The sequence below is a fragment of the bacterium genome, assembly GCA_035529855.1.
In the GTDB taxonomy this organism is placed as follows: domain Bacteria; phylum RBG-13-66-14; class B26-G2; order WVWN01; family WVWN01; genus WVWN01.
This window is the reverse complement of the sequence record DATKVX010000124.1, coordinates 36,389-57,403: the sequence shown is the minus strand read 5'-3', so window position 1 is coordinate 57,403 and position 21,015 is coordinate 36,389. Positions and strand designations below refer to the sequence as shown.

Below are 21,015 nucleotides of genomic sequence, written 5' to 3'. Positions count from 1 at the left end.
GCGCCCACATCCCCAACGTGTTGTTCCCCGAGGAAAACGAGAGCGACATCCTCGAGGTCGAAGAGGAACACCGCGACAAAGTACACGTAACGTACGCCAAGACCATCGGCGACGTCCTGAATGCCGCGCTCGTCGGCTTCGGCCTATCCGAGAAAAGTAAAGCAGCCGGAAAACCCACGCGCACCGGGCGCAAAAAAGAAACGCGACCCGCCGCCGCGCCGCGGCCTCGGTAAAAACCCCCTGACGAAAAACGCCCCGCCGAGCGGGGCTTTTTTTCGCCTAAATAAAACCGCGCTCGAGCGCGGCCGCGTACGGAATTAAATGACCGTCGGCGACGACGGTACGGCGCGCTACTCCTCCCCGCTCTCCTCCACACCTTCCTTCAGCTTTACGATCTCGAACAGCTCTATCCTTTCCCTTTTTCCCTTGAGCTCGTAGGGCCCCAGCGGCTTAACCTCCACGTAGTCCTCGACGCGGCGGTAGGCCGGCTCGGCCAGGATTATTTGGCCCCCCTCGGTGAAGGTCTGTATGCGCTGGGCGATGTTCACCGTATCGCCGATGACGGAGTAGTCCATACGTTCGCGCGAGCCGATATTGCCCACGATCGCGTCGCCGTAATTAATCCCGGTCCCCACGAGTACCGGTTCCTCGCCGCCTATTTCGCGGGCGAGGTTGAATTTGCGGAGCCTCTCCCGCATACCGAGGCCGGCCCGCACCGCGTTAAGCGTGCTGTTGGGCTGCTCCACCGGGGCGCCGAAGATAGCCATAAGGCCGTCGCCCAGGAACTTGTCGAGCGTGCCCTCGTGCCTGAAAATCACGTCCGTCATATACGTCAAGTAGACGTTGAGCATGGCCACTACTTGCTCCGGCCCCAGCGCCTCGGCGATGCGCGTAAACCCGCGGATATCGGCGAAGAGCACCGTTATAGTCTTCCGCTGGCCTTTGAGCGTCGATATGTACTTATCGGGGTCGTCGAGGATCAAGCCCGCGACCTGGCGCGAGACATACCGGCTGAACGCCTCCTTGATGAGCTCTTTTTCGCCGAGGGATTTCACCATGTCGTTAAACGCGCGCGTCAGGTGACCCACCTCGTCGCTGGTAGTGATGGGCAGCTGCATGGCGTAGCCGTTGCCCTTCTGGATTTCGCGGACGCCGGCCATCAAACGGTCTATAGGGCGCGTAATGAACCCGGCCAGCACGAACGACCCCAACAAGGCGAGCAACACGGCGGCCGCCGAAATGACGCCGATCGTAATCCTGGTTCGGTTGACCGCGCGCTTGACGCCCTCGCCCGATATGCCGACGTGAACCGCGCCGATGGACTTCTTGTCGGCGAGCATCACGGGCACGGCGACGTCGTACATCGGCCCCCAACGGGGGGCGTCGTACGTTTGGCTGAGGAACTCGCGCTTCCCCAGCGGTTCGACCCCCGGGGGCGGCTCGTACGGCTTGCCCATGAAGGGGGTGAAATCGTCGTGGGCCGCGTCGCGGTAGCCGGCGATGCGGCCGTCGTCGCCGACGACTATGGCGTACACTACGCCGGCGTTGTCCATAGCGCCGGTGGTGAACCGCGCGATGTAAAGGTCGTCGCCTTGCGACAGCGGGTCTTCGACGTTGGCGGCGAGATTGCGAGCCAACGCCTCGCCGCGCATCTCGATCTCCCGCCGGAGCGAGGACTCCATCCGACCCGTAATCAAAACGCCGGCGACGCCGGTAACGACCACCATCAGCAGGACGACGAATAGAGCGATTTTAAACTTAAGGGGCATCGTATAGGCCGGCCTTTAAAGCCTCTTTACTTCAATACGGCTAACTTCTTGGTGACGGTCGCCACCTCGCCGGTGGCGAGCGCCCGCGCCGTGAACTGGAAAATGTAAACGTCGGCGCCGATGCGCGAAACGTCCCACCGCAGGCCCCTTTCGCCGGAATAGGCCGCGGCCCTCGTATCGAGCTTGTCGACCAACCGGCCTCGTACGTCGAAGATGCGCACCGTAATCTCGCTGTCGTGGGTGACGAAATAGTGAAAATACCCGTCGTCGCCGCGACACGGATTCGGGTAGAAGTAAACGTATTCCTCCGGCAGGAACTCCGGGGGCCTGATGAATATGGGCGCGGCGGTGGGGTCGCCCCAATTGCCGGGTTTATCCATCGCGCGCACGTACACTATAAGCCGCTTCTCGCCCTGGCTGACTCCGCCGATGTCCGCCTCCGCCCACACTTCGGCCTTGGGGGTCCCGAACTCACCTTCCATCGGCGTACCTTTACCCGCGGGCGCGGCGCTGGGGCCGAAGGAGTATTCCGCCGCTACGATGTCGGATTTGCCGGTCTCGGTATCGTCGGCCGTCGCGGTGATATTTATTTTCTCGGCGCCGAAGGTGGGGTTGGGCTCCACCGTTACGTTGTATACCTTCGGGCCCGTAGTTTCGCCGCCGCCCCCCGAGCCGACGCTAAAAACGAATTTGTACTCGCCGCCCGGCTGGCCGTCGCCGTCGGGGTCGATCTCCCACCCGTCTTTATCTCTAACTTCCCGACGCGGGATACTCTCCAAGGTCACCGTTATTTCGTCGTAAGCTTCGAAATCCTGGTGGTCGATGACGTATCCGCAAGTATTCTCGTCGTAGCTGTCGAAATACCATTTGTATTCCCGGGTCTTCCCGTTTATCTTAACGTTCTCCTTGGAAATGGTGGCGTCCCGGATATCCTTCGAGAAAATCAACTTTACGGGAACGTCGACGTTGTGGTCTTTGGTCCCGCCCGCCGGGGACGTACCGGTTACTTTGGCGTACGTCGAGTCCATCGCGAGCCGCACCTTTTTGACTACGGGCGGGAACTTCTGGCCGTCGGGTACGTCGAGACGGACCTTGTATTGGATGTACCTCTTGTTGCTAAGTTGGTCCGGCAAGGGTTCGCCGGGCGTAACTTTAATCCAAGCCGGCTCGCCCGAGCCGCCCCCGGGCGTTCCGAATTCGCCGTAGTCCGCGGCCGCGCGTAACCAGAACGTCGCGCCGCCGGAGGCCGTCGCCCCCTCGAACTCCAACTTTTTATATCGTATGAGCTTGTCGTAGGAATCGTATATAGACGAGTAAAGGACGCCGCCGTTCTTAAACCCCTGCAATTTCCCGGCGTAGGCGTGATTGTCTTTTTCGTACCCGAAGAAGTTCCCCCAAAAGTCGCTGCCCGAGCGGACGTGGACGACGGCTTTGCCGGCCGCGCCGGCTTCACCGCCGACCACACCCCAATTCGCGGGGGCGGGATTTTGGCTGACGTAAAAACGGTCAAAGCCGTCTCCCACCGCGACGACCGCGCCGTCCTTGCCGAATTCGGCCACCGCCACGAACTCGGAAAGCACCTCTACGCCCGTCGCCCGGGGCGTTACGTCCTCCCACTGGGCGAAGTCCCTGGTGCGGAAGAGCCGCGCCTCGCCCCCGGGCGAGCAGTTGGCGGCGGCGGCGTAATAATACGCGCCGACTTTGACGATGTCTTTGATATCCCCCGTCGTCAACCCCGTTACGGGTTTCGGGCTCCAACTACTCCCGTTCCATTCGTAAATTATACCGCGCGGCCCGGTCCCGGCCAGGACGCCGGTATCGGTGGCGTACAACGCGTGAACGTCTTTGGCGCCCGTTAACGTACCTAATAAATCCCACCCCGGCTCGCTATAATAGTAAACTTGCGCCGTGCCGACGCTCGCGCCCGAGTAACCCGCGTAAACCGCCGCGTTCGGGCCCATCGGGCCCGGTGCCACGGCGCTGAAATCATATACCGTACGAGGCGGGACCGACCTGTATTCCACAGCCGAAACCCAAAACGACGCGGGTACCGGCCCGTCGTAATAAAACAGGGGGGTTTTCGGCGTGCCGGTCTTCGCTATACTGGTCGCCGCGAATACGTAACCGGAAGTGGTTTTAGGCGCCCAGCATAAGTCCAGGACCGCCTTAGCCTGGAAGCCGCCGCTCTCTTTGACCTGGGACGTCTTCCAGTTGGCGCCTTCGCGGTCCTCGGCGTAACAAACCACGCCCGTACTCGCGGCGTCCGCGCCGCCTAAAAGAATACAGGTTTTCCCGGCGGCGGAAGAAACGGCGAAACGGCCGGCCGTAGACATCGGCAACTCGCGCCGCGCTCCCCACGCGGCCCCGGCGCCGATAAACGGCGGCATGAAGTACAGGTCGATCCCGTCGGTCTTTCCCCAATAGGAGTCGTTCAGGTTCCAACTTTTCGATACCGGACCGTCCCAGCGCTCCTGGACCCAGTCCTTTAGCTTACCGTCCGACGAGGGGGTCAAAGCCCGAGCCGTTTCGGCGGATAAGGGCTCGCGGCCCGCGGCCGCCCGGGCTCTCTCGGCTCTCAACCCCTCCGCCCACTTCAACTTACGCGCGTCGCCGCCGGGCGCCGCGCCGCCCTGCCACACGACAAAAGCGCATAACGCCGACGCAATTACCGCTTTCCTCAACACGAATCCATCACGTCCGCCGCCGCGACTTCGCGGAAGATACCGTACATTACGCTACTCGAGTTCTTTAAGCACCGCTTTCGCACGTTTGATGTTCGTCTGGGCCTTGCGGTAGAGCGGGTCTTTGGCCGGTATCTGCTGCCAATAAGCGATAGCCGCCCGGTATTGGTTATTGGTATAGGCCTGGACGCCTTTCATATATATGGAAGTATAGTCTACCCCGGCTTCTTTCTGCGCCGCCCGTTTTTTTCGTATCTTATTCAAATAGGAGCTAGCCCGGGCGTTACCCGGTTGCAGGTTCAAAGCGGTTACCATCTTGGCCTCGGCGCCGTTCAAATCGCCGCGCTCGTACAACGCGACGCCGGCGTTGACGGAGCTCTCGGCCTCGCGGGCCAGGACGGCGCGAGCATCCGCGCGGCCGGCCGCGCCTTCGGCGTCGTCGGGCGCCAACCGGAGGGCGCGGTCCCAATTGGACGCCGCCGCAACCCAATCTCGCGCGTCGGTATAACGGCGCGCGGCCGTTTTGTATTTATCGACCATACTGCCCACGCGCGCCCGCGCGTCCTCGAGGTTGGCGGAGGCTTCGGCGTTGCCGGGCTCGAGCCCCAGAACCGATTCCCACCTCGCGACGGCCGTCAAGTACTCCCCCCGGCTGTACGCCGCCCGGGCCTGCTCGAGCAACCCCGCTATTTCCTCCTTTTGACGCGCCTCCTCCTTGGCCAATTCCTCCTCGGCCCGGGCGAGGCCGGCGACGGCGGCCCCGTTCGTCGGGTCTATCTTTTGCGCCAACGAGTACTCCAGCGCCGCTTCGCTGTACTTGCCGGCGGCGAAGAAAGCCTCCGCCCGCTCGACGTGCGCCGCGACGAGTTGTTCGTTCAACCGGTCGCGCGCCTCCTCCAACTTCGCCGCGGCCTCCGCTTTCTCGGGGTCCCAAACCAATATCAGGTCCCAGGTGTCCACCGCCCCTTGATAATTACCGGCGCCGTAGTAACCCTCGGCCTTGGCCGATAAAGAGGCGATCATCTCCTGGCGCCGCTTCTCGAACTCGGCCGCGACTTCCTCGGTGATGCGCCGCCGCTCCCGGCCGAAGGCGTACGTAAAGCCCGCGCGATACGTCGTGCCCAGGCCGCCGTAGGGCGCCACCGCGAAGTCGAAGGAAAACCCCGCTACGTTCACCCCCAAGCCGCTGGTCAGGCCCGTATTCCCCTGGGTATCCAAGCCGTAGAGGTAACCGACGCGCCCCGAAATGAATTCGAAGGGGGAATACTCGACGCCGCCTTTGTACAATAAATCGTCTTTGAACGGTTTCTCGACCGCCCCGCCCAAAACCAACATGCGATTAAACAAACGGTACCCGAGCCCTACTTCCGCCGTCATAGGGAGCGGGCTCGACTCCTCTTCGAACGTGATAGGCGGGCCCAGGTTCCGCGCCGCCAACCCCGCGCTCAACGACGCCAGCGGTACCCAATACAGGCCGACGTCGCCCGCGACGCCGGTGGCCGAAACGTTGTGTATCTTCTGGCTTATCACTTTGGCGTTGGCGCCCACAGCCAACACCCCGTTCAACGCGTACGCGTAACTGACGTCGACGGCGATGTCGGTGGCGCCGAACGTCCCCTCGGGTTCTTCGGACGGGTTATCGGGGTCGGTCCGCAGCTCGAAGCCGCCGGCGGTCAACGCCCGCACGGCCCCTCCCAACGTCCCCCACGACAGCGGGTAGGCGAACGCTACGTATTCGTACCGAAGACCCTGGAGCCATTCGGCGTGCATCGCCGACACCTCGGCCGCGTCCAGGTTCGCGACGCCCGCCGGGTTGTACGCCAACGCGTTGACGCCCTCGGCGAGGCCGGCGTACGCCTCGCCCATCGCCGACGGACGGCCGCCGACGCCGAGCGTTAAAAACGTCGCCGTGGTCTCGCCGCTCTTAGCCGCCGCGAAGGGGGCGGCCCACGCGACGAGAAGCAACGGCCAAGCTGCTCTCTTAAAGGCCATACTACCTGCAACGCGCCTAGGCAAAACACCTAAGACCGCACAATACTCACGTAATATTAACGATTTGTCGCTTTGTTGTCAAGTTAAATTACCGGCTCGCCCGCCCCGTAAAGCGGCATTTGAACCGACGGCGCTAGGCCAGCTCGGCCGCCAGGGTCTCGAGCGCTCGCTCGAGCAGCGGCAAATCATCCTCCGGGACGCTCCGCATATCTACGTACACGGCTTCGCCGGCGGCGCGAGCCAGGACCGGCGGCTCGAGGCGCCGCAGTGCACCGCTCAGCGCGTGCGGCGAAAGGCCGCCGTGCCTCAGTACGACGACGGAAGTCGGCAAACGAACGTACGGCAGCGTCCCGCCGCCGACGTACGACTCCGCCCGGGCGGTGGATATCTCCAAACCGGCGGCGCCGGCCTTCCGAGAATCACCGGCCGCGCCGGCCTTCCGGAAAAAACCGGCCGCGGCGTCGGCCATCCTCTCCAAGTCTTCCGCCGAGCGCGTAAGCAAACGATACGTCGGAACCTCGTCCAACGCGTCGCCGTCGAGGTACGTCTCGAGCACCGCCCCGAGCAAGGCGTACGTCTCCTTCCCGACCCTCAGCGCCCGGTACAAACCGTCGCGCCGCAATTCGCCGACGGCCGCGGCCTTCCCCACCGCGACGCCGGCCTGCGGGCCGCCCAGCAATTTATCCGCCGAGAAACATACAACGTCGACGCCCGCGTCCAGCAAATTCTCCACCGACGGCTCGTCGGGCGAAACCAGGTCCGGGTACAACGACGTGCTGAGCAAACCGCTGCCCAAATCGTACAATACGGGCCTGTCGTACGCCGCGGCCAAGGCCACCACTTCGTCGGCCCGCGGCTCGTCGAACCGGCCGCGGTAGTAGAAATTGCTGCGGTGGGCCAGCACGACGAGCGACGCGCCGGCGTCGAGCGCGCGCCGGAAATCGTCGAGGTGCGTCACGTTGGCCGTGCCGACCGGCATGAGTTCGACGCCGCCGGAGGCCATAACCTCAGGTAGACGGAAGGCGCCGCCGATCTCGACGAGTTGCCCCCGGCTGGCCGCCGCGGGCCTGCCGCGGCCGAGGGCGTGGAGGGCAAGCAGCACCGCGCCGGCGTTGTTGTTCACCGCTAATGCGTCTTCGGCCCCCGTCAGCTCGCGCAGCGGCGCCGCGACCAGCGTGTTGCGTTGGCCGCGCTCGCCGCTCTCCAAATCCACCTCGAGGTTGCAGTACCCCTCCAGGATTTGGGAGACGCGCGCGAGGACGGCGGGCCCGAACGGCGCGCGGCCCGCGCCGGTATGCAGGATTACGCCCGTAGCATTGATGACCCGCTTGATAAGCATTACGCCGAAGTATAATAAGCCCTATTTATAATGTCAAACTAATACGTGTTCAGAACTATTGATAAACGGGCTTATTAATATTAAATTGTAGGGCGATGCCTAGGGAGTTACTCGCCATAGTGGGCCTTACGTGTACCGGGAAGGCGACGCTCGCGCTGGCGTTGGCCGACGCGCTGGGCGGCCCCGACGCGGTCTCGATAATCGTGTGCGACTCGACGAAAGTATACCGCGGGGCCGACGTGGGGACCGCCAAGCTGACGGGCACGGCGCGGCGCGGCTACGAATTCCTTATGGCAGACGTCGCCGACCCCGGGGTCCCCTACAGCGCGGGGCGCTACATGGCGGAGGGGCGCGCCGCGTGCGAGGAAACGTGGCGCCGCGACAGGTTGGCGCTGGTCGTCGGCGGCAGCGGCCTTTACTTCCGCGCGCTGGTCGACGGCATCTGCGAAGCTCCCGCGGCGGACGCCGACGTGCGGGCCGCGCTGCGGGCGCGTCGGGCCGCGGGCGAAGATCTGCATAAACGGCTACGCGAAGTGGACCCCGACGCCGCGGCGCGGATATCCCCCGCGGACGAAAAACGCATCGTCCGCGCGCTCGAAGTATACGAGCTGACCGGCGTCCCGCTGGCCGAAATCCATTCCAAGGGGACGAGGCCGCTGGAGGCCGAACGCGTCGCGGTCGTCGCGCTGGACGCGTCGCGACGCTGGTTGGCCGAACGCGTCGAGGAGCGTACGCGGCGCATGTTCGCCCGAGGGCTTTTGGCCGAAACCGCCCGCCTGACGGCCGAAGTCGAAGACGCGACGGCGCCTCCCCTCAACGCCATCGGCTACCGCCAGGCGGTTCAACTCCTGAGGGGCGAGCTCGACGAGGAAACGGCGTTCGGGCACGTAGTCCGCGAAACGCTCCGCCTCGCGAAGCGGCAGCGGACCTGGTTCAAAAAAGAAAAGCGCGCGTTGCGTTTAAACGCCGCCGAAGGGCCCGGCCGTCTAACGGAGCGGGTCGTAGCGCTTTGGGAAGCGCTGTTGCAAAATTAGGGCATTTATGATAAAATATGATATGTTTATCCATAGAGGAGGTTTAATCGTGAAATACTTAAAAGCCTTCATCGTCGTAGCGTTGGCGTTGGGCGTCGCGGCCGTCTTCGTGGGATGTAAGAAGAAAGAGGAAGTCCCCACCGCCGAGACCGCGGCGGAAACGGCGGCCGAGACCGTCGCCAAGGAAGAGGTGGCTTGCCCCGCGCCCGGCGAAGACCTCATCTGCGAAGAGTGCAAAGAGCTCTTCATGTCGGACGAGGACTACGCGGCCCATATGGAAACGAAACACCCCGAAAAATGGGCCAAGGTGAAAGACGAGTTCTGGGAAATGCGCGAGACCGAGGGGGGCAAGTAAAGAAAGAGCAACGGGTTAAAGCGTAAACCCGGCGTCCCGACGGCGCGGCTTACCGGCGGGCGGCCCAAGCGCGAACCAGGGGGGGCACGGATGAAGTATGCCTATTTACGAATTTGAATGTGACGAATGCGGTACCGTTTTCGAGGTGCTCTACCGCGACGCCGACGGCTCCAAATGCCGGTGTCCCGACTGCGCCTCCGAAAAGTGCCGCCGTTTAATATCTTGGGTGGTGACTAGGACGTCGAAACCCCGCGCCGGCGACGCGTGCGCCATTAAAGCGGGTTGAGGGCGCTGACCAGCACGGCGGAAGCCGGTGCCGGGAAAGCCTCTTCGAAGGATTTTAACGCCGCTCGCCGCAAATTTCTTACAGAAGACGGGGTAAAGCGAGTACCTTGAGTAACGCGGCTCAAGTCGCGCGAATAGGTAGTTTGTATCTTCGGCGGCCCTATACCGGGAAGTGAACTACGCCGTAAAAAACCACTTCTTGCGACCCGCCCGATTACGATAATCCTCATCGGGAGCAACCATTTTATGAACGAAGAAAAATCCGAAAAGTTCGAAAACCCGAGCGACGAGCGACTGGCGGAAATCCTCAAAACCCACAAAAACGTCGCCGTAGCGGGGTTAACGCCCAAACAGGAATCCCCGGCCAATCGCGTCGCGCGGTTCCTGAAACGCCACGGCTTCCGTATCTACCCGGTCAACCCGCGGTACGAGTCGGTGCTGGGCGAAATCGCGTGGCCGTATATCAGAAACATCACCGAGCCGGTCGACATCATAGACGTATTCCGCAGGCCCGAACACCTGGGGGGCGTAATAGAAGACGCCGTTAAGGTGGGGGCGAAAGTAATATGGCTCCAACTCGGGATATCCGACGAGGAGTTCGCGGCCGAGGCGCAAAAGGCCGGCCTCGAAGTCGTCATGAACCGATGCATGAAGAAGGAATACGAACGGCTGGTATTAATGCGGAGGGTTAAGTAGGGATGGCCGAAGAAGAGCACGAGCTCGCCATCGTGGGCGGCGGCCCCGCGGGGTTGGCCGCCGGCATCTACGCGGCCCGCGGCCGCCTGGACGCGATACTGCTGGAGGCCAAACCGCTGACCGGCGGCCAGATTCTACTGACCGACATCATCGAGAACTACCCCGGCTTCCCCGAGCCGCTTTCCGGCGCCGAGTTGATGGAAAAGATGCGGAAGCAGGCGGAGCGCTTCGGCCTGCAATTCGCCACCGCCGAGATAACCAACGTTCGCGCCGCGGACGGCAAATATCTCCTCGAGAGCGCCAAGGGCGATTATTCGGCGAAAGCGGTAGTCGTCGCGACCGGGACCGAAAGCCGTAAGCTCGGCGTGCCGGGCGAGCAGGAGTTCTGGGGGATGGGCGTCACGACCTGCGCCACGTGCGACGGGCCGCTCTACCGCGACAAACCGGTGGCGGTGATAGGCGGCGGCGACAGCGCCGTCAAAGAAGCCGTGTACCTAACCAAGTTCGCCGGCAAGGTCTACGTCATCCACCGCCGGGATAAACTGCGCGCCGAAAAAATTATCCAGGAGCAGGCCTTCGCCCGGGAAAAGATCGAGTTCGTCTGGGATACGGTCGTAACCGAGATGGTGGGCGACAACGACGGTTTAACCGGCGTGAAGGTTAAAAACGTCAAAACGGGAAACGAGCGCGAGCTGGCCGTGGATTGCGTCTTCCTCTACGTCGGCGTACGACCGAACACCGCGTTCGTAAAGGACCTGGTGGAGCTCGACGACCACGGCCTCATCGTAACGGACGAGGATATGCGGACCGGCGCCCCGGGCATCTTCGCCGCCGGCGACTGCCGCTCGAAGACGCTCAAGCAGGTCGCCACCGCGGTGGGCGAAGGCGCCGCGGCCGCGTTCTCGGCTCAAGAATACGTCACCGGCGGGCCCTATGCCGGCAGCGGCTAAAGTATTATTGGGAGCGATAGCGGGCGGCGCGCTGGGGTTCGGTTGGTTTTACCTGACGCGCTGCGCCGGCTCGGTTTGACCGGCGAGCTCGAGCCCGTGGCTCACGGGCGGCCTGGGAGTGGTAATCGGGGTGTTGTTCGCGGCGTTGGCGGGACGGTGATATGCTCAAACTCGGCATAGCGGCGTTGCTGGGGGCGGCGGGTTTCGCCGCGGGGTACTATTTCCACGTGCTCGCGCTCGCGCCGCGCGGACTTGCGACTTGAGCCAGCCAGGGCTCGCCCTGGGTCACCGGGGCCATCGTAGCCGCCGTCGGCGTTATCGTCGCGTTTATGATAAAAACGAAGTAAAAACGTTCATAAAAAAATCGCCGGCCCCGGGCCGGCGTTTTTCATTCGTATATCATCTGTGCCACAGACATTCTTGTCTGTGACCAAGCGAACAGACACTTCTCGTTATTGTTCAAATTTCCACCGCGTACCGCGACGCCTCCAGCACCACCATCCGGTCCCAAGGGCCGAGCCGTTCCTCCGCGGCCTTTATAACCGCGCGCGAGCTTATATCCAGGCCGAAGAGCGCCGCGGTGAAGGCGTCCGCCTCCGCCTGGTTGGCGCCGGCGACTATTATACCCAACCCCTCGACGTCGTCGTAGCGGTCGCCCCAGGCCGCTTCGTGCGCGCCGCCCTCGCGGACGTAGACGGCGTGGTGTATCGCCTCGCACGCGCCGACGACGCGGAAGTGCGCGCCGTACAATCGGCAGACGTCCGTTATGGCCTCGGGGAGGCGCTCGTGGTACGCCATCCGGTTCGGCTCCGGGATAAGGCCGAACATATTCTTGAGCGATAGGCTGAAGCCGGCGGCGCCAGACGCCGGGTCGGTAACTTTAATACGCGCGAGGCTGAGGAGCGGTCGGCCGCGCCAGGCCAACAGCTTCTCGGGGAGCGCGCCGTATAACTCGTCGAAGACGAGCGGCGTCCCGGCACCCTCCAACGCGGCGCGGACCTCGTCTTCGGGGACGGCACGTCTCTCCCATACCTCGTCGGTGACGTTCACGTACGTCACGTCGTCGCGGGCCAGGACGGCGTCCAGGCCGAAGCGGGCGAAGTACGCGGCCTCCTGCTCGCGTATCCAATCCCAACTCTCGCGGCCGTTCTCGGGGGTTACCTCGCGCGAGCCGTCGTTGCGCATCGCCGCGTGGCCCTCGATTATTATCTTCTGGCCGTCGACGGCGTCGCACGCCAACGCCAACGTCGCGGCGTCGGTGAATTGGCCGGGGTACGGGCTGAACCAGTTGGCCTTTATCAGCACCGGGCCCTCGGCCGCGCCGAGCATCCCGAAGATATCGCGTATCGGCCCCGCGGCGCGTACGCCGCGCGCGAAATAGAGGTCCTCCTTGACCTCGTAAACGCGCAGGCCTTCGTAGACCGGCACCGCTACTCCTCCTTCTTCTTGGAGGCGCCGTGTTTCTTGGCCTCTTTTTTCTTCGGCTCCTCTTCGGCCGGCTTTTCGACGTCGGCCGCCTCGGCCTCCGCCGTCGCGGCCGGCTTCTCTTCGGCTTCCGCGGCGGCCTCTTCGGCGCCCTCTGCTTTTTCCGCCTTCACTTCGGCCTCCGCCGTCGGCTTCGCGGCAGCTCCGGCTCCCGCTTCCGGCGCGGCCTCCTTCTCTTCCGCGGCCGGTTCGCGCTTGCTCTCGTCGACGTAATTCAGCTGCAGCTCCGTAATCAGGCCGGTGAGGACGCGGCGTTCGCGGTCCGTCAAGTTGCCCTCGGTCTTTTTGCGGAACATAGCGAGGACATCTATCGTGCCGCGGGCGGCGTCGAGGTCGCGTTCGACTTTTCCGGTGAACGGGTTCGCTATCTTACCCATCTGCTGCATCGCCGCGGCGTGGAACGAGTACATTATCGAAAGGAACAGCGCTTCGTCTCTGTCGAAACTATTTTCTTCGGCCATGGGTACCTCCCCTAATCGCAGCGGTTAACGTTACGTCAGCACTTCGCCCACGATGTCGAAATCGGCGGGCGGCGGGATGATATATATTCCGCGGCAGGCGTGGCGCACCCGGGCCAAAAGGTCGCGCGCGACGGCCAGGCCCTCGGCGCGCTCCGCCCCTTTACCTTTCGCCGCGGCGGCCTCCATTCGCTCGAGCGCCGCCGGCGGGACGTCGATGCCCGGGACCTCGTAGTGGAGGAACTGCGCGTGACGGAAAGATTTAAGGGGCAGGAGGCCGAGTATAACCGGCACCGGCGGCTCGCCGAAGCGCTCCAGGAACTCGAGCCACACCGCGGCGTCGTAGAAGGGTTGCGTCATCGCGAAATCGGCCCCGGCCGCCACCTTCTCCTCGAAGCGCCGATGCTCGCGGTCGACGTCGCCGGCCCCCGGGTTCAACGCCACGCCCACCGTGACGTCGAAAGTTTCGCCGATGGCCTTGCCGGAGAGGTCGACGCCGGAGCGCAGCGTATCCACCAGCCGCACCAGGCCCGTGGAGTCGAGGTCGAAGACCGACTTGGCCTTGGGGTAATCCCCCACCTCCGACGGGTCGCCGGTCAAAGCAAGGATGACGCCTATGCCCAGCGCCGCGGCGCCGACGAGCTCGGATTGGAGCCCCAACAGGTTCCGGTCGCGGCACGTGAAGTGGAGTATGGCCTCCAGGCCCACCTCCTCGCGGATTATGTGGGCCAGCGCGACCGACGACATCCGGACCCGCGCCAGCGGATTGTCGGCGACGTTTACGGCGTCTACGCCGAACCCCCGAAGTTTCGCGGCCGCTTCCAGCGCCGCCGCGTAATCGGGGCCGCGCGGGGGGTCGAGTTCCGCGGTGACGACGAACTGCCGCCCCAATTTATCCGCGAAGCGTTCGCCCGGGGGCGGCGTATCCGGTCCGTGGGTGCGAGGCTCCGTTACCGCGACGGCCGCGGCCGGCGCGCGCCGACGCGCGGGCCGCACGCCGGCGAGCGCGTTCGCCACCGCTTCCACGTGCCGCGGCGTCGTGCCGCAACAGCCGCCGACGACGTTCACGCCCAGCTCGGCGAACAACGGCGCGTACTCCCCGAAATATTCTGCCGTGGCGCCGTAGACGGCGCGGCCGCCGACGGTGGCCGGGTACCCGGCGTTCGGCATAACGCTCAAGTACCACGCCGCGGCGGCCGGAGGGTCCGAGAGGACGCGTTCGGCGATAATGTCGTACGTCTCCTTGGGGCCCAGGTTGCAATTCAGGCCCACGACGTCTGCCCCGGCGGCCACGAGGGTCTTGAAACCGGCTACGACGTCGTCGCCGAACTTCGTCGTCCCGTCGGGCAGGACCGTCAACGAGACGACGGCCGGGAGGTCCGTCAGCTCCCGCCAAACGGCCAGCGCGACCTCGGCCTCCGCCAGCGACGACATCGTCTCGACGACGGCGAGGTCGACGCCGCCCTCCAGCAGGCCGGTCATTTGTTCGGCGAAGAACCCGCGGCCCTCGTCCTCGGTCAAGTAGCCGAAGGGTTTCATCACGGCCCCCAACGGCCCCACCGAACCGGCGACGAACGCGTCGGCGCCGGCGGCCTCGCGCGCGACGGCCGCCGCCCGGGCGTTCAACTCGACGACGCGGCCCTCGAGGCCGAAGCGACTCAACTTGACGCCGTTGGCGGCGAAGGAGTTGGTCTCGAGGAGGCGCGCCCCCGCGGCCAGGTACTCGCGGTGTACCGCGGCGACGGCGTCCGGCCGGGTCGCGTTCAGCTCCTCGAGGCAGCGGCCGGCCTCCACACCTTTGGAATACAGGTACGTCCCCGTCGCGCCGTCGGCGACGACCACGTTCTCGCCCAGATATTCTTTAAAGGCCGACTCAGTCAAAAGCTCGATTCCTCCGCCTACGGGTTTATATAAACCGGACGCGGGGCCCTCGCCCGAACCGATAACTCCGGCCGGGGTAAAATAAACCGGTGCGATTATATCAAAAATTCCCCCCGGCGGTACCGATAAAGCGTCCCGGCCCGCAAACGGCGGTATAACGTGAACCGGCCCGGGCGGATACCCGACGCTCCCGCGGCGCATAAAAAAGCCGCCCCGAAGGGCGGCCTGACGAGTCGGTTAATTTTACTTCTTGGGGGTCGTCTTCTTAGGCTTGCTCTTTTTTTTGGTTGCCATTGCGGGCCGTCACCTCCTCTCGTGCCGCCGGCCCGACGGCCGGCCGCATAAGGTAAACCCGCAATATTAGAACCAATACGACACTACTAATAACAATACGCGCCCGCACGCGGGCGCGAGGGGTCGAAGTCAACGGCAACCCGACTAAGACGTCCCGGCCGGTTTGGTCTTACCATCCCGACGGCAGAATATATAGCAGAAAAATCCGACGAATGCAAATTTTTTCGTAAGGCGCCGGCCGGTATTCGTCCGAAAGGAGGGGCTGCTCCCTCCGTCCCGTCAGCTACGCCGCTACCGACGGTTAGGTTGGCCGCTCTAAAATACGGACGTTAGGTAAAATCATACTAGGTCGAGCCGACGTCGTTAAACGAGCTCGGTTTCCAAAGCGAAAGGGCCGCCATAGCGGCCCCTCGTAACCCCGGCTCGAGCCGAGGTATAACCAACAAAGAAGAGCAAACGTTAGCCTTCGCCAACGACCGAACGCCGGACGCTACTTCCTCTTGGTAGCAGCCTTCTTCCTAGTAGTAGCCTTCTTCTTCGCGGCAGTCTTCTTCTTAGGGGCAGCTTTCGTCCTGGTAGAAGTCTTCTTCTTGGCGGTCGACTTTTTCGCAGTCGTCTTCTTTGCGGTCTTCTTCTTCGCTGCTGTTCTCTTCACTGGCATCTTTTTCACCACCTTCCCGTGGGGAAAACCCGGTACAGCCGTGCCGCTACCCGGGCGGTAGTCCCGCGCTACCTCTTCGAGCCGCCGCACGCCGGCACGAGCGTTCCAACCGGCGGCCCGGGTTCCTACGAAATTATTTCTTCTTCTTAGCGCACGTCTTTCTCGTGGACGCTTTCTTCTTCGTCGGTGCTTTCTTCTTAGTTACCATCGCGGGTCCGCTCACCTCCTCTCGCACGGCCGCGGTTGGCCGCTAGCCGCACCTCGTAAACCCGCAAGCTCGACAGGTTAAACACCCCTCGGCGATTTCCAGGAGGCCGGAGCACTCCGGGCATTGGGGCCCGGCGTTGGCGAGCTCCTTCAACATCCGCTCCCGCCGCATGGCCTCCATCTCTTCCGTGGCGGGTCCGGCGTCGAAGAGAGGCGAGGTCTTCGCCCCCATATGACGTTCGACGACGATGCCTATGGCGTCGGGGCAACTGAGTATGGCCTCGCCGTTCTGCCACGTCGGCATCGGGCAACGAATCCCGCGAAGTTGTTTTATTATCGATTTGACCGTTACGCCGGCGCGAAGGGCCAGCGATATGAGCCGCGAGGAAGCCTCGGAGTGGGACGAAATACACCCGCCCGACTTCCCCATTTTCGCGAAGACCTCGCACAAGCCGTTCTCATCCCAATTCAACGTAACGTACAGGTTCCCGCAGCCGGTGGCGACCTTCTCGGTAATGCCGTGGGTGATGGCGGGCCGGGGCCTGGGCGCAACGCCCAGCGGAGGCGGACCGGCGGCCGGCGCCGTCGCGCCGTCGGCCGCCGCCTCGCCTACGTTCAACACCTGCACCGAACGCGAACCGTCGCGATAGATGGTTACGCCTTTGCAACCCAGCTCGTAGGCCGACAAGTACGCCTTCTCCACGTCCTCCAGCGTAGCCGACTTGGGGAAGTTGATGGTCTTGGAGACGGCGTTGTCGGTGTACTTCTGGAAGGCCGCCTGGATGCGAACGTGCCACTCCGGCGGTACGTCGTGCGCGGTGACGAAGATGCGCTTGAGCTCGGCCGGGACGTCGTCGCGGCTCTGGATGGATTCGCCGCGGGCGAGGCTCTCGAACAGGTCTTCGCCGGCGACCCCGGCGTCTTCCGCCGCTTTGGCGAAAAGGGGATTGACCTCCACCAGCTTGTCGTCGTCCAGTACGCGGCGGTAGAAGCACAGCGCGAAGATAGGTTCGATGCCGCCGGTCGCGCCGGCGATGATGCTTATGGTGCCGGTGGGCGCCAAGGTGGTGGTAGTGGCGTTGCGCAGGCGCGCGCCGCCCGGGCGGTCGTAGACGCTGCCGCGGAAGTTCGGGAAAACGCCCCGTTCCTCCGCCAGCCGGACCGACGCCCGCTTGGACTCGAGGTCGACGAACTCCATCACCTGGCGGGCGATTTCCTCCGCTTCCTCCGAATCGTACGGGACCCAAAGCTCGACCAGGAGGTCGGCGAAGCCCATGACGCCCAGCCCTATTTTGCGGTTGGCTTTGGTATTCTGTTCTATTTTGGCGAGGGGATAGCGGTTGACGTCGATAACGTTGTCCAGGAAGCGGAACGCGGCGTGGACCGTGCGGCCGAGCCGCTCCCAGTCGATTACCTTCCGGCCCTTCTCCTCCCGCACCATCAAGCCCAAATTGATCGAACCCAAATTGCACGACTCGTACGGCAGTAGCGGCTGCTCGCCGCACGGGTTGGTGGATTCGATCGCGCCGACGTGGGGCGTGGGGTTGGCGGCGTTGACGCGGTCGATAAAGATTATGCCCGGTTCGCCGTTGCCGTGGGCCATCTCGACGATTTTATTGAAAACCCTGGCCGCCGGCAACCGGCCGGCTTCCTCGCCGGTGCGCGGGTTGACGAGGGCGTACGTCTCCTCCTCCGCCAACGCGGCCATGAACTCGTCGGTGAGCGCGACCGAGATATTGAAATTATTGAGGTGATGTTCGTCGGCCTTACACGTGATGAACTCCATGATGTCGGGATGGTCGACGCGCAGAATTCCCATATTGGCGCCGCGGCGGGTCCCGCCCTGCTTTATGGCCTCGGTCGCCGCGTCGAAGACCTGCATAAAGGAGATGGGGCCGCTCGAGATGCCCTTGGTGGACATGACGACGTCGTTCTTGGGGCGGAGGCGCGAGAACGAGAAACCGGTGCCGCCGCCGCTCTTATGTATGAGCGCGGTGTCCTTTATGGCCCCGAAGATGGAATCCATCGAGTCCTCTACCGCCAGGACGAAGCACGCCGAAAGTTGACCCAGCTCGCGGCCGGCGTTCATAAGGGTGGGCGAATTGGGTATGAACTCGCGCCGCGCCATAATGCCGAAGAACTCCCGGGCCACGGGCTCGAGGTCCGCCATGGGGTTGTAGATCCGCTCCGCTTCCGCGACCGCCCACGCCACCCGCCAGAACATCTCGCGGGGTTCCTCTACCGGATTCCCCTCTTCGTCGCGGCGCAAGTAGCGGCGCTTCAGGACCTCGAAGGCGTTATCGGAGAGCTCTACGCCGGGCTCTTCCCAATCCTCGCCCTCCGCGACCACCGGTACGTTACGTTCCCACCCCGCCTCCGCGTCCTTGACCTTGGCCTTTACGACGCCTTCCAAAACTTCGCCGCCGAAGTTCCCCAAGTCCTCGAGTTCGTCCAGCGTTTCTATTATTATTCTTTCCGCTTGCGACCCGCGTACGCCCATCTCGTTCAACAGCGCGCGCGCCTCGAGCCGCGCCCTAAGGCGCGCCGACTTCCGCCCTGCTCCTACCGCCATGACGTCACGACTTCCTCTGTTACGCGCACGCCCTTGCCCACTACAACCGGCGTACTCTCGACCGCAGAAATCCGATATAAACGATACATTATAATAACCGACGAGTAGGGTCGAAACCCCATATATCGTATGCGTTGGGTATTTTACACCCCAATATATTGGGTGTCAAGCAAAAAATGCCCGGCCGGGCGGCGCCGCGGCATTCTCGATGCCGACGAACCGCGCGGCCGGGAAAAGGAGCATTAGACGCGACCGAAACCGACGACGCCCGGCGAAGCGCGCCGGCCGGCCGGGGCGGCGAAGGCCGCTAAAGCTACGTCTTCGGTTCTACCGAGGCCGCTTCCTTGGCCTCGAGCCACTTGGCCTCGGCGTCGATGGCCAGCTCGAGCGAGCTCAGTTCGCCCGGCGGCGCGCGCAAGCTCTTAACGTAAAGTGCCATCGCCTCCGCGGCCAGGTCAAACTGCGACGCCAGCTCTTCGTCGTCGCCCGCTTTGGCGGCGAGCTCTTCGAAATCCTTTTGAAATCCCTCCAGCGTGCCGGCAAGCTTTTCGGCGGCCGTGTTAGTCACGTCGTGCTCTTTCATATACACGTCTACTTCCGCGGCCTTGGCCTCGAACGTACCCCGGAGGTCTTCGGCGGGCGCCGCGGGCACCTCGGCCTCGGCGGCCGTCTCCTCCGCCGTGGCCGGTTCCTCGGCCTTCTTGCCGCACGCCGCCAAAACCAAAACCGCCAGCAGGGTTAAAATCAGACCGGTAGACCCGTAAAAGTTTTTCAACTCGCACCTCCTAAGTGGTTTTCCGTTTGCGCATTATTACCACAACGCGGCGAGTTTGGCAAGGCGCTTCGTACCCGGCGCGAATTTTTTCGTTCTCACGGACGCCCTGATTATTTGGTATACTCGGGCAAAGGCGGCAAAGGAGCGTCGCGTGATACCTCGAAATATATTCCGGGAATACGACATACGCGGCACCGTCGGCGACGAGTTGACGGACGACGTCGTCGCCGCCATAGGCCGGGGCGTCGGCACCTACCTCGTCCGACACGGCAAAAAAACCGCCCTCGTCTGCCGCGACAATCGTCCCTCCAGCGAGCGCTTCGCGACTTTGGCGTCGGACGCGCTGCGGGCCGCCGGCGTCGACGTGGTGGACCTGGGCATGGCCCCCACCCCCGCGTTTTACTTCGCGACGCGCCGCTACGCGCCCGGCGAGGGCGGCGTTATGGTCACCGGCAGCCACAACCCGCCGCAGTTCAACGGTTTCAAGATAAGCTGCGGCGAGGGGACCATCTACGGCCCGGAGATAAAACGCCTCGCCGATATCATCGACGCCGGCGACTTCGCGAAAGGCGAAGGTACGTACCGCGCGCGCGACGTACTCGACGATTACCGCCGCGCGCTTCTCGAGCGCGTCCGGATTACGCGACCGGTTAAGCTCGTCGCCGACTGCGGCAACGCGACGGCGTCGCTGTTGATGCCGGAACTCCTGGCCGACGCGGGCTGCGAAGCGGAAGGGTTATTCTGCGAACCGGACGGGACGTTCCCCAACCATTGGCCCGACCCCACCATCCCGGAAAATATGGAGGCGCTGATAGCGCGCGTAGCCGAAACCGGGGCCGCGGCCGGCGTGGCCTTCGACGGCGACGGCGACCGCATCGGCGCGGTGGACGACCGCGGCCGTATAATCTGGGGCGACAAATTGCTGGCGCTGTACGCCGGGCCGGTGCTGGCGGAACACCCGGGCGCGAAAGTCATCTTCGAGGTGAAGTGCTCGGAGGCGCTGGCCGAGGAGGTGGCCGCGCGGGGCGGCATCCCCGTGATGTGGAAGACGGGGCACTCGCTCATCGAAGCCAAAATGCGGGAGGAGAACGCCCTGTTGGCCGGCGAGATGAGCGGCCATATTTACTTCGCCGACCGGTACTTCGGCTACGACGACGCGCTTTACGCCGCGCTTCGCCTCGCCGAGCTCATAGCGAACGCCGACGCGCCCCTGAGCGAACTCGCCGACCGCGTTCCGACGTACTACGCCACGCCGGAGATACGCGTAGACTGCCCCGACGAGCTCAAGTTCCGCGCGGTCGACGAGATAAAGAAGCGCTTCGCCGACCACGAAATAATCGAGGTAGACGGCGCCCGCATCCTCTTCGACGGCGGATGGGGTTTGGTCCGCGCCTCCAACACGCAACCCGCGCTCGTCCTCCGCTTCGAGGCCGAAACCGAAGAACGCCGCGACGAAATACGGCTCGAGGTCGAGGACGCGCTGGGACGCGTATTGGCTTCGGCCTAAGCCGTTGCGGCCCCGATTTTTTGACTTGACAGGGGTTTTCGCGACGGTTAAAATGAATAATTAAGGAGCCTTTT

Annotated in this window: 17 protein-coding genes; 7 read left to right on the top strand and 10 right to left on the bottom strand. The window is 63.6% G+C overall.

The genetic code is table 11. The features are described 5' to 3' along the window. A partial coding sequence (locus VMX79_12350; protein HUV87889.1) for a S16 family serine protease occupies positions 1-233 on the top strand: 233 nt, incomplete at its 5' end. A 117-nt stretch (positions 234-350) separates the two neighbouring features. Here VMX79_12350 and VMX79_12345 read toward each other — a convergent pair. From VMX79_12345 to selA, 4 genes are all read right to left on the bottom strand, one after another. Further along, positions 351-1,769 (bottom strand): adenylate/guanylate cyclase domain-containing protein, encoded by a 1,419-nt coding sequence (locus VMX79_12345; GenBank protein HUV87888.1) that lies wholly within the window; start codon positions 1,767-1,769, stop codon positions 351-353. Positions 1,770-1,795: 26 nt separating this feature from the next. Continuing rightward, the gene (locus tag VMX79_12340; GenBank protein HUV87887.1) at positions 1,796-4,453 is read right to left on the bottom strand and encodes a T9SS type A sorting domain-containing protein; all 2,658 of its coding nucleotides are present in this window, start codon (positions 4,451-4,453) and stop codon (positions 1,796-1,798) included. A 51-nt stretch (positions 4,454-4,504) separates the two neighbouring features. Beyond that, on the bottom strand, positions 4,505-6,442 hold the full coding sequence (locus VMX79_12335; GenBank protein HUV87886.1) for a PorV/PorQ family protein: 1,938 nt from the start codon (positions 6,440-6,442) through the stop codon (positions 4,505-4,507). A 133-nt stretch (positions 6,443-6,575) separates the two neighbouring features. Beyond that, positions 6,576-7,781 carry an L-seryl-tRNA(Sec) selenium transferase gene (selA, locus tag VMX79_12330; GenBank protein ID HUV87885.1) on the bottom strand — a complete coding sequence of 402 codons (1,206 nt, stop codon included), beginning with the start codon at positions 7,779-7,781 and terminating at the stop codon, positions 6,576-6,578. A 95-nt stretch (positions 7,782-7,876) separates the two neighbouring features. On the opposite strand from selA, the gene miaA reads away from it, so the two are divergent. The 5 genes from miaA to trxB all read left to right on the top strand — a co-directional run bounded on the left by miaA (position 7,877) and on the right by trxB (position 11,101). Beyond that, positions 7,877-8,815, top strand: coding sequence for a tRNA (adenosine(37)-N6)-dimethylallyltransferase MiaA (gene miaA / locus VMX79_12325; GenBank protein ID HUV87884.1), 939 nt, complete (start codon positions 7,877-7,879; stop codon positions 8,813-8,815). A gap of 49 nt (positions 8,816-8,864) precedes the next feature. Then, positions 8,865-9,170, top strand: coding sequence for a hypothetical protein (locus tag VMX79_12320; protein HUV87883.1), 306 nt, complete (start codon positions 8,865-8,867; stop codon positions 9,168-9,170). Positions 9,171-9,267: 97 nt separating this feature from the next. Beyond that, entirely contained in the window at positions 9,268-9,456 is a 189-nt protein-coding gene (locus VMX79_12315; protein HUV87882.1) for a zinc ribbon domain-containing protein, read from the top strand. 245 nt (positions 9,457-9,701) lie between these two features. Then, positions 9,702-10,151 (top strand): CoA-binding protein, encoded by a 450-nt coding sequence (locus VMX79_12310; GenBank protein HUV87881.1) that lies wholly within the window; start codon positions 9,702-9,704, stop codon positions 10,149-10,151. 2 nt (positions 10,152-10,153) lie between these two features. Next, positions 10,154-11,101: a thioredoxin-disulfide reductase gene (gene trxB, locus VMX79_12305; protein ID HUV87880.1), complete on the top strand. Its 948-nt coding sequence runs from the start codon at positions 10,154-10,156 to the stop codon at positions 11,099-11,101. A 459-nt stretch (positions 11,102-11,560) separates the two neighbouring features. Here trxB and VMX79_12300 read toward each other — a convergent pair whose 3' ends face one another. The 6 genes from VMX79_12300 to VMX79_12275 all read right to left on the bottom strand — a co-directional run bounded on the left by VMX79_12300 (position 11,561) and on the right by VMX79_12275 (position 19,434). Next, on the bottom strand, positions 11,561-12,529 hold the full coding sequence (locus VMX79_12300) for a DUF362 domain-containing protein (protein ID HUV87879.1): 969 nt from the start codon (positions 12,527-12,529) through the stop codon (positions 11,561-11,563). 2 nt (positions 12,530-12,531) lie between these two features. Continuing rightward, positions 12,532-13,047 carry a DUF1844 domain-containing protein gene (locus tag VMX79_12295; protein ID HUV87878.1) on the bottom strand — a complete coding sequence of 172 codons (516 nt, stop codon included), beginning with the start codon at positions 13,045-13,047 and terminating at the stop codon, positions 12,532-12,534. Between the two features lie 30 nt (positions 13,048-13,077). Continuing rightward, the gene (locus VMX79_12290; protein ID HUV87877.1) at positions 13,078-14,925 is read right to left on the bottom strand and encodes a bifunctional homocysteine S-methyltransferase/methylenetetrahydrofolate reductase; all 1,848 of its coding nucleotides are present in this window, start codon (positions 14,923-14,925) and stop codon (positions 13,078-13,080) included. Between the two features lie 784 nt (positions 14,926-15,709). Continuing rightward, positions 15,710-15,970, bottom strand: coding sequence for a hypothetical protein (locus VMX79_12285; GenBank protein ID HUV87876.1), 261 nt, complete (start codon positions 15,968-15,970; stop codon positions 15,710-15,712). A gap of 160 nt (positions 15,971-16,130) precedes the next feature. Beyond that, entirely contained in the window at positions 16,131-18,659 is a 2,529-nt protein-coding gene (locus VMX79_12280) for a vitamin B12-dependent ribonucleotide reductase (protein HUV87875.1), read from the bottom strand. Between the two features lie 313 nt (positions 18,660-18,972). Then, entirely contained in the window at positions 18,973-19,434 is a 462-nt protein-coding gene (locus tag VMX79_12275) for a hypothetical protein (GenBank protein ID HUV87874.1), read from the bottom strand. A 151-nt stretch (positions 19,435-19,585) separates the two neighbouring features. Here VMX79_12275 and VMX79_12270 point away from each other — a divergent pair, with 151 nt between their 5' ends. Further along, entirely contained in the window at positions 19,586-20,941 is a 1,356-nt protein-coding gene (locus VMX79_12270; protein ID HUV87873.1) for a phosphomannomutase/phosphoglucomutase, read from the top strand. Positions 20,942-21,015: the final 74 nt, after the last annotated feature.

What these genes read in the sequence shown, in the direction of transcription:
- VMX79_12295 (HUV87878.1), bottom strand. Translation starts at nt 13,047, where the DNA reads ATGGCCGAAGAAAATAGTTTCGACAGAGACGAAGCGCTGTTCCTTTCG.
- trxB (HUV87880.1), top strand. Translation starts at nt 10,154, where the DNA reads ATGGCCGAAGAAGAGCACGAGCTCGCCATCGTGGGCGGCGGCCCCGCG.
- VMX79_12335 (HUV87886.1), bottom strand. Translation starts at nt 6,442, where the DNA reads ATGGCCTTTAAGAGAGCAGCTTGGCCGTTGCTTCTCGTCGCGTGGGCC.
- VMX79_12315 (HUV87882.1), top strand. Translation starts at nt 9,268, where the DNA reads ATGCCTATTTACGAATTTGAATGTGACGAATGCGGTACCGTTTTCGAG.
- miaA (HUV87884.1), top strand. Translation starts at nt 7,877, where the DNA reads ATGCCTAGGGAGTTACTCGCCATAGTGGGCCTTACGTGTACCGGGAAG.
- VMX79_12280 (HUV87875.1), bottom strand. Translation starts at nt 18,659, where the DNA reads ATGGCGGTAGGAGCAGGGCGGAAGTCGGCGCGCCTTAGGGCGCGGCTC.
- VMX79_12345 (HUV87888.1), bottom strand. Translation starts at nt 1,769, where the DNA reads ATGCCCCTTAAGTTTAAAATCGCTCTATTCGTCGTCCTGCTGATGGTG.
- selA (HUV87885.1), bottom strand. Translation starts at nt 7,781, where the DNA reads ATGCTTATCAAGCGGGTCATCAATGCTACGGGCGTAATCCTGCATACC.
- VMX79_12310 (HUV87881.1), top strand. Translation starts at nt 9,702, where the DNA reads ATGAACGAAGAAAAATCCGAAAAGTTCGAAAACCCGAGCGACGAGCGA.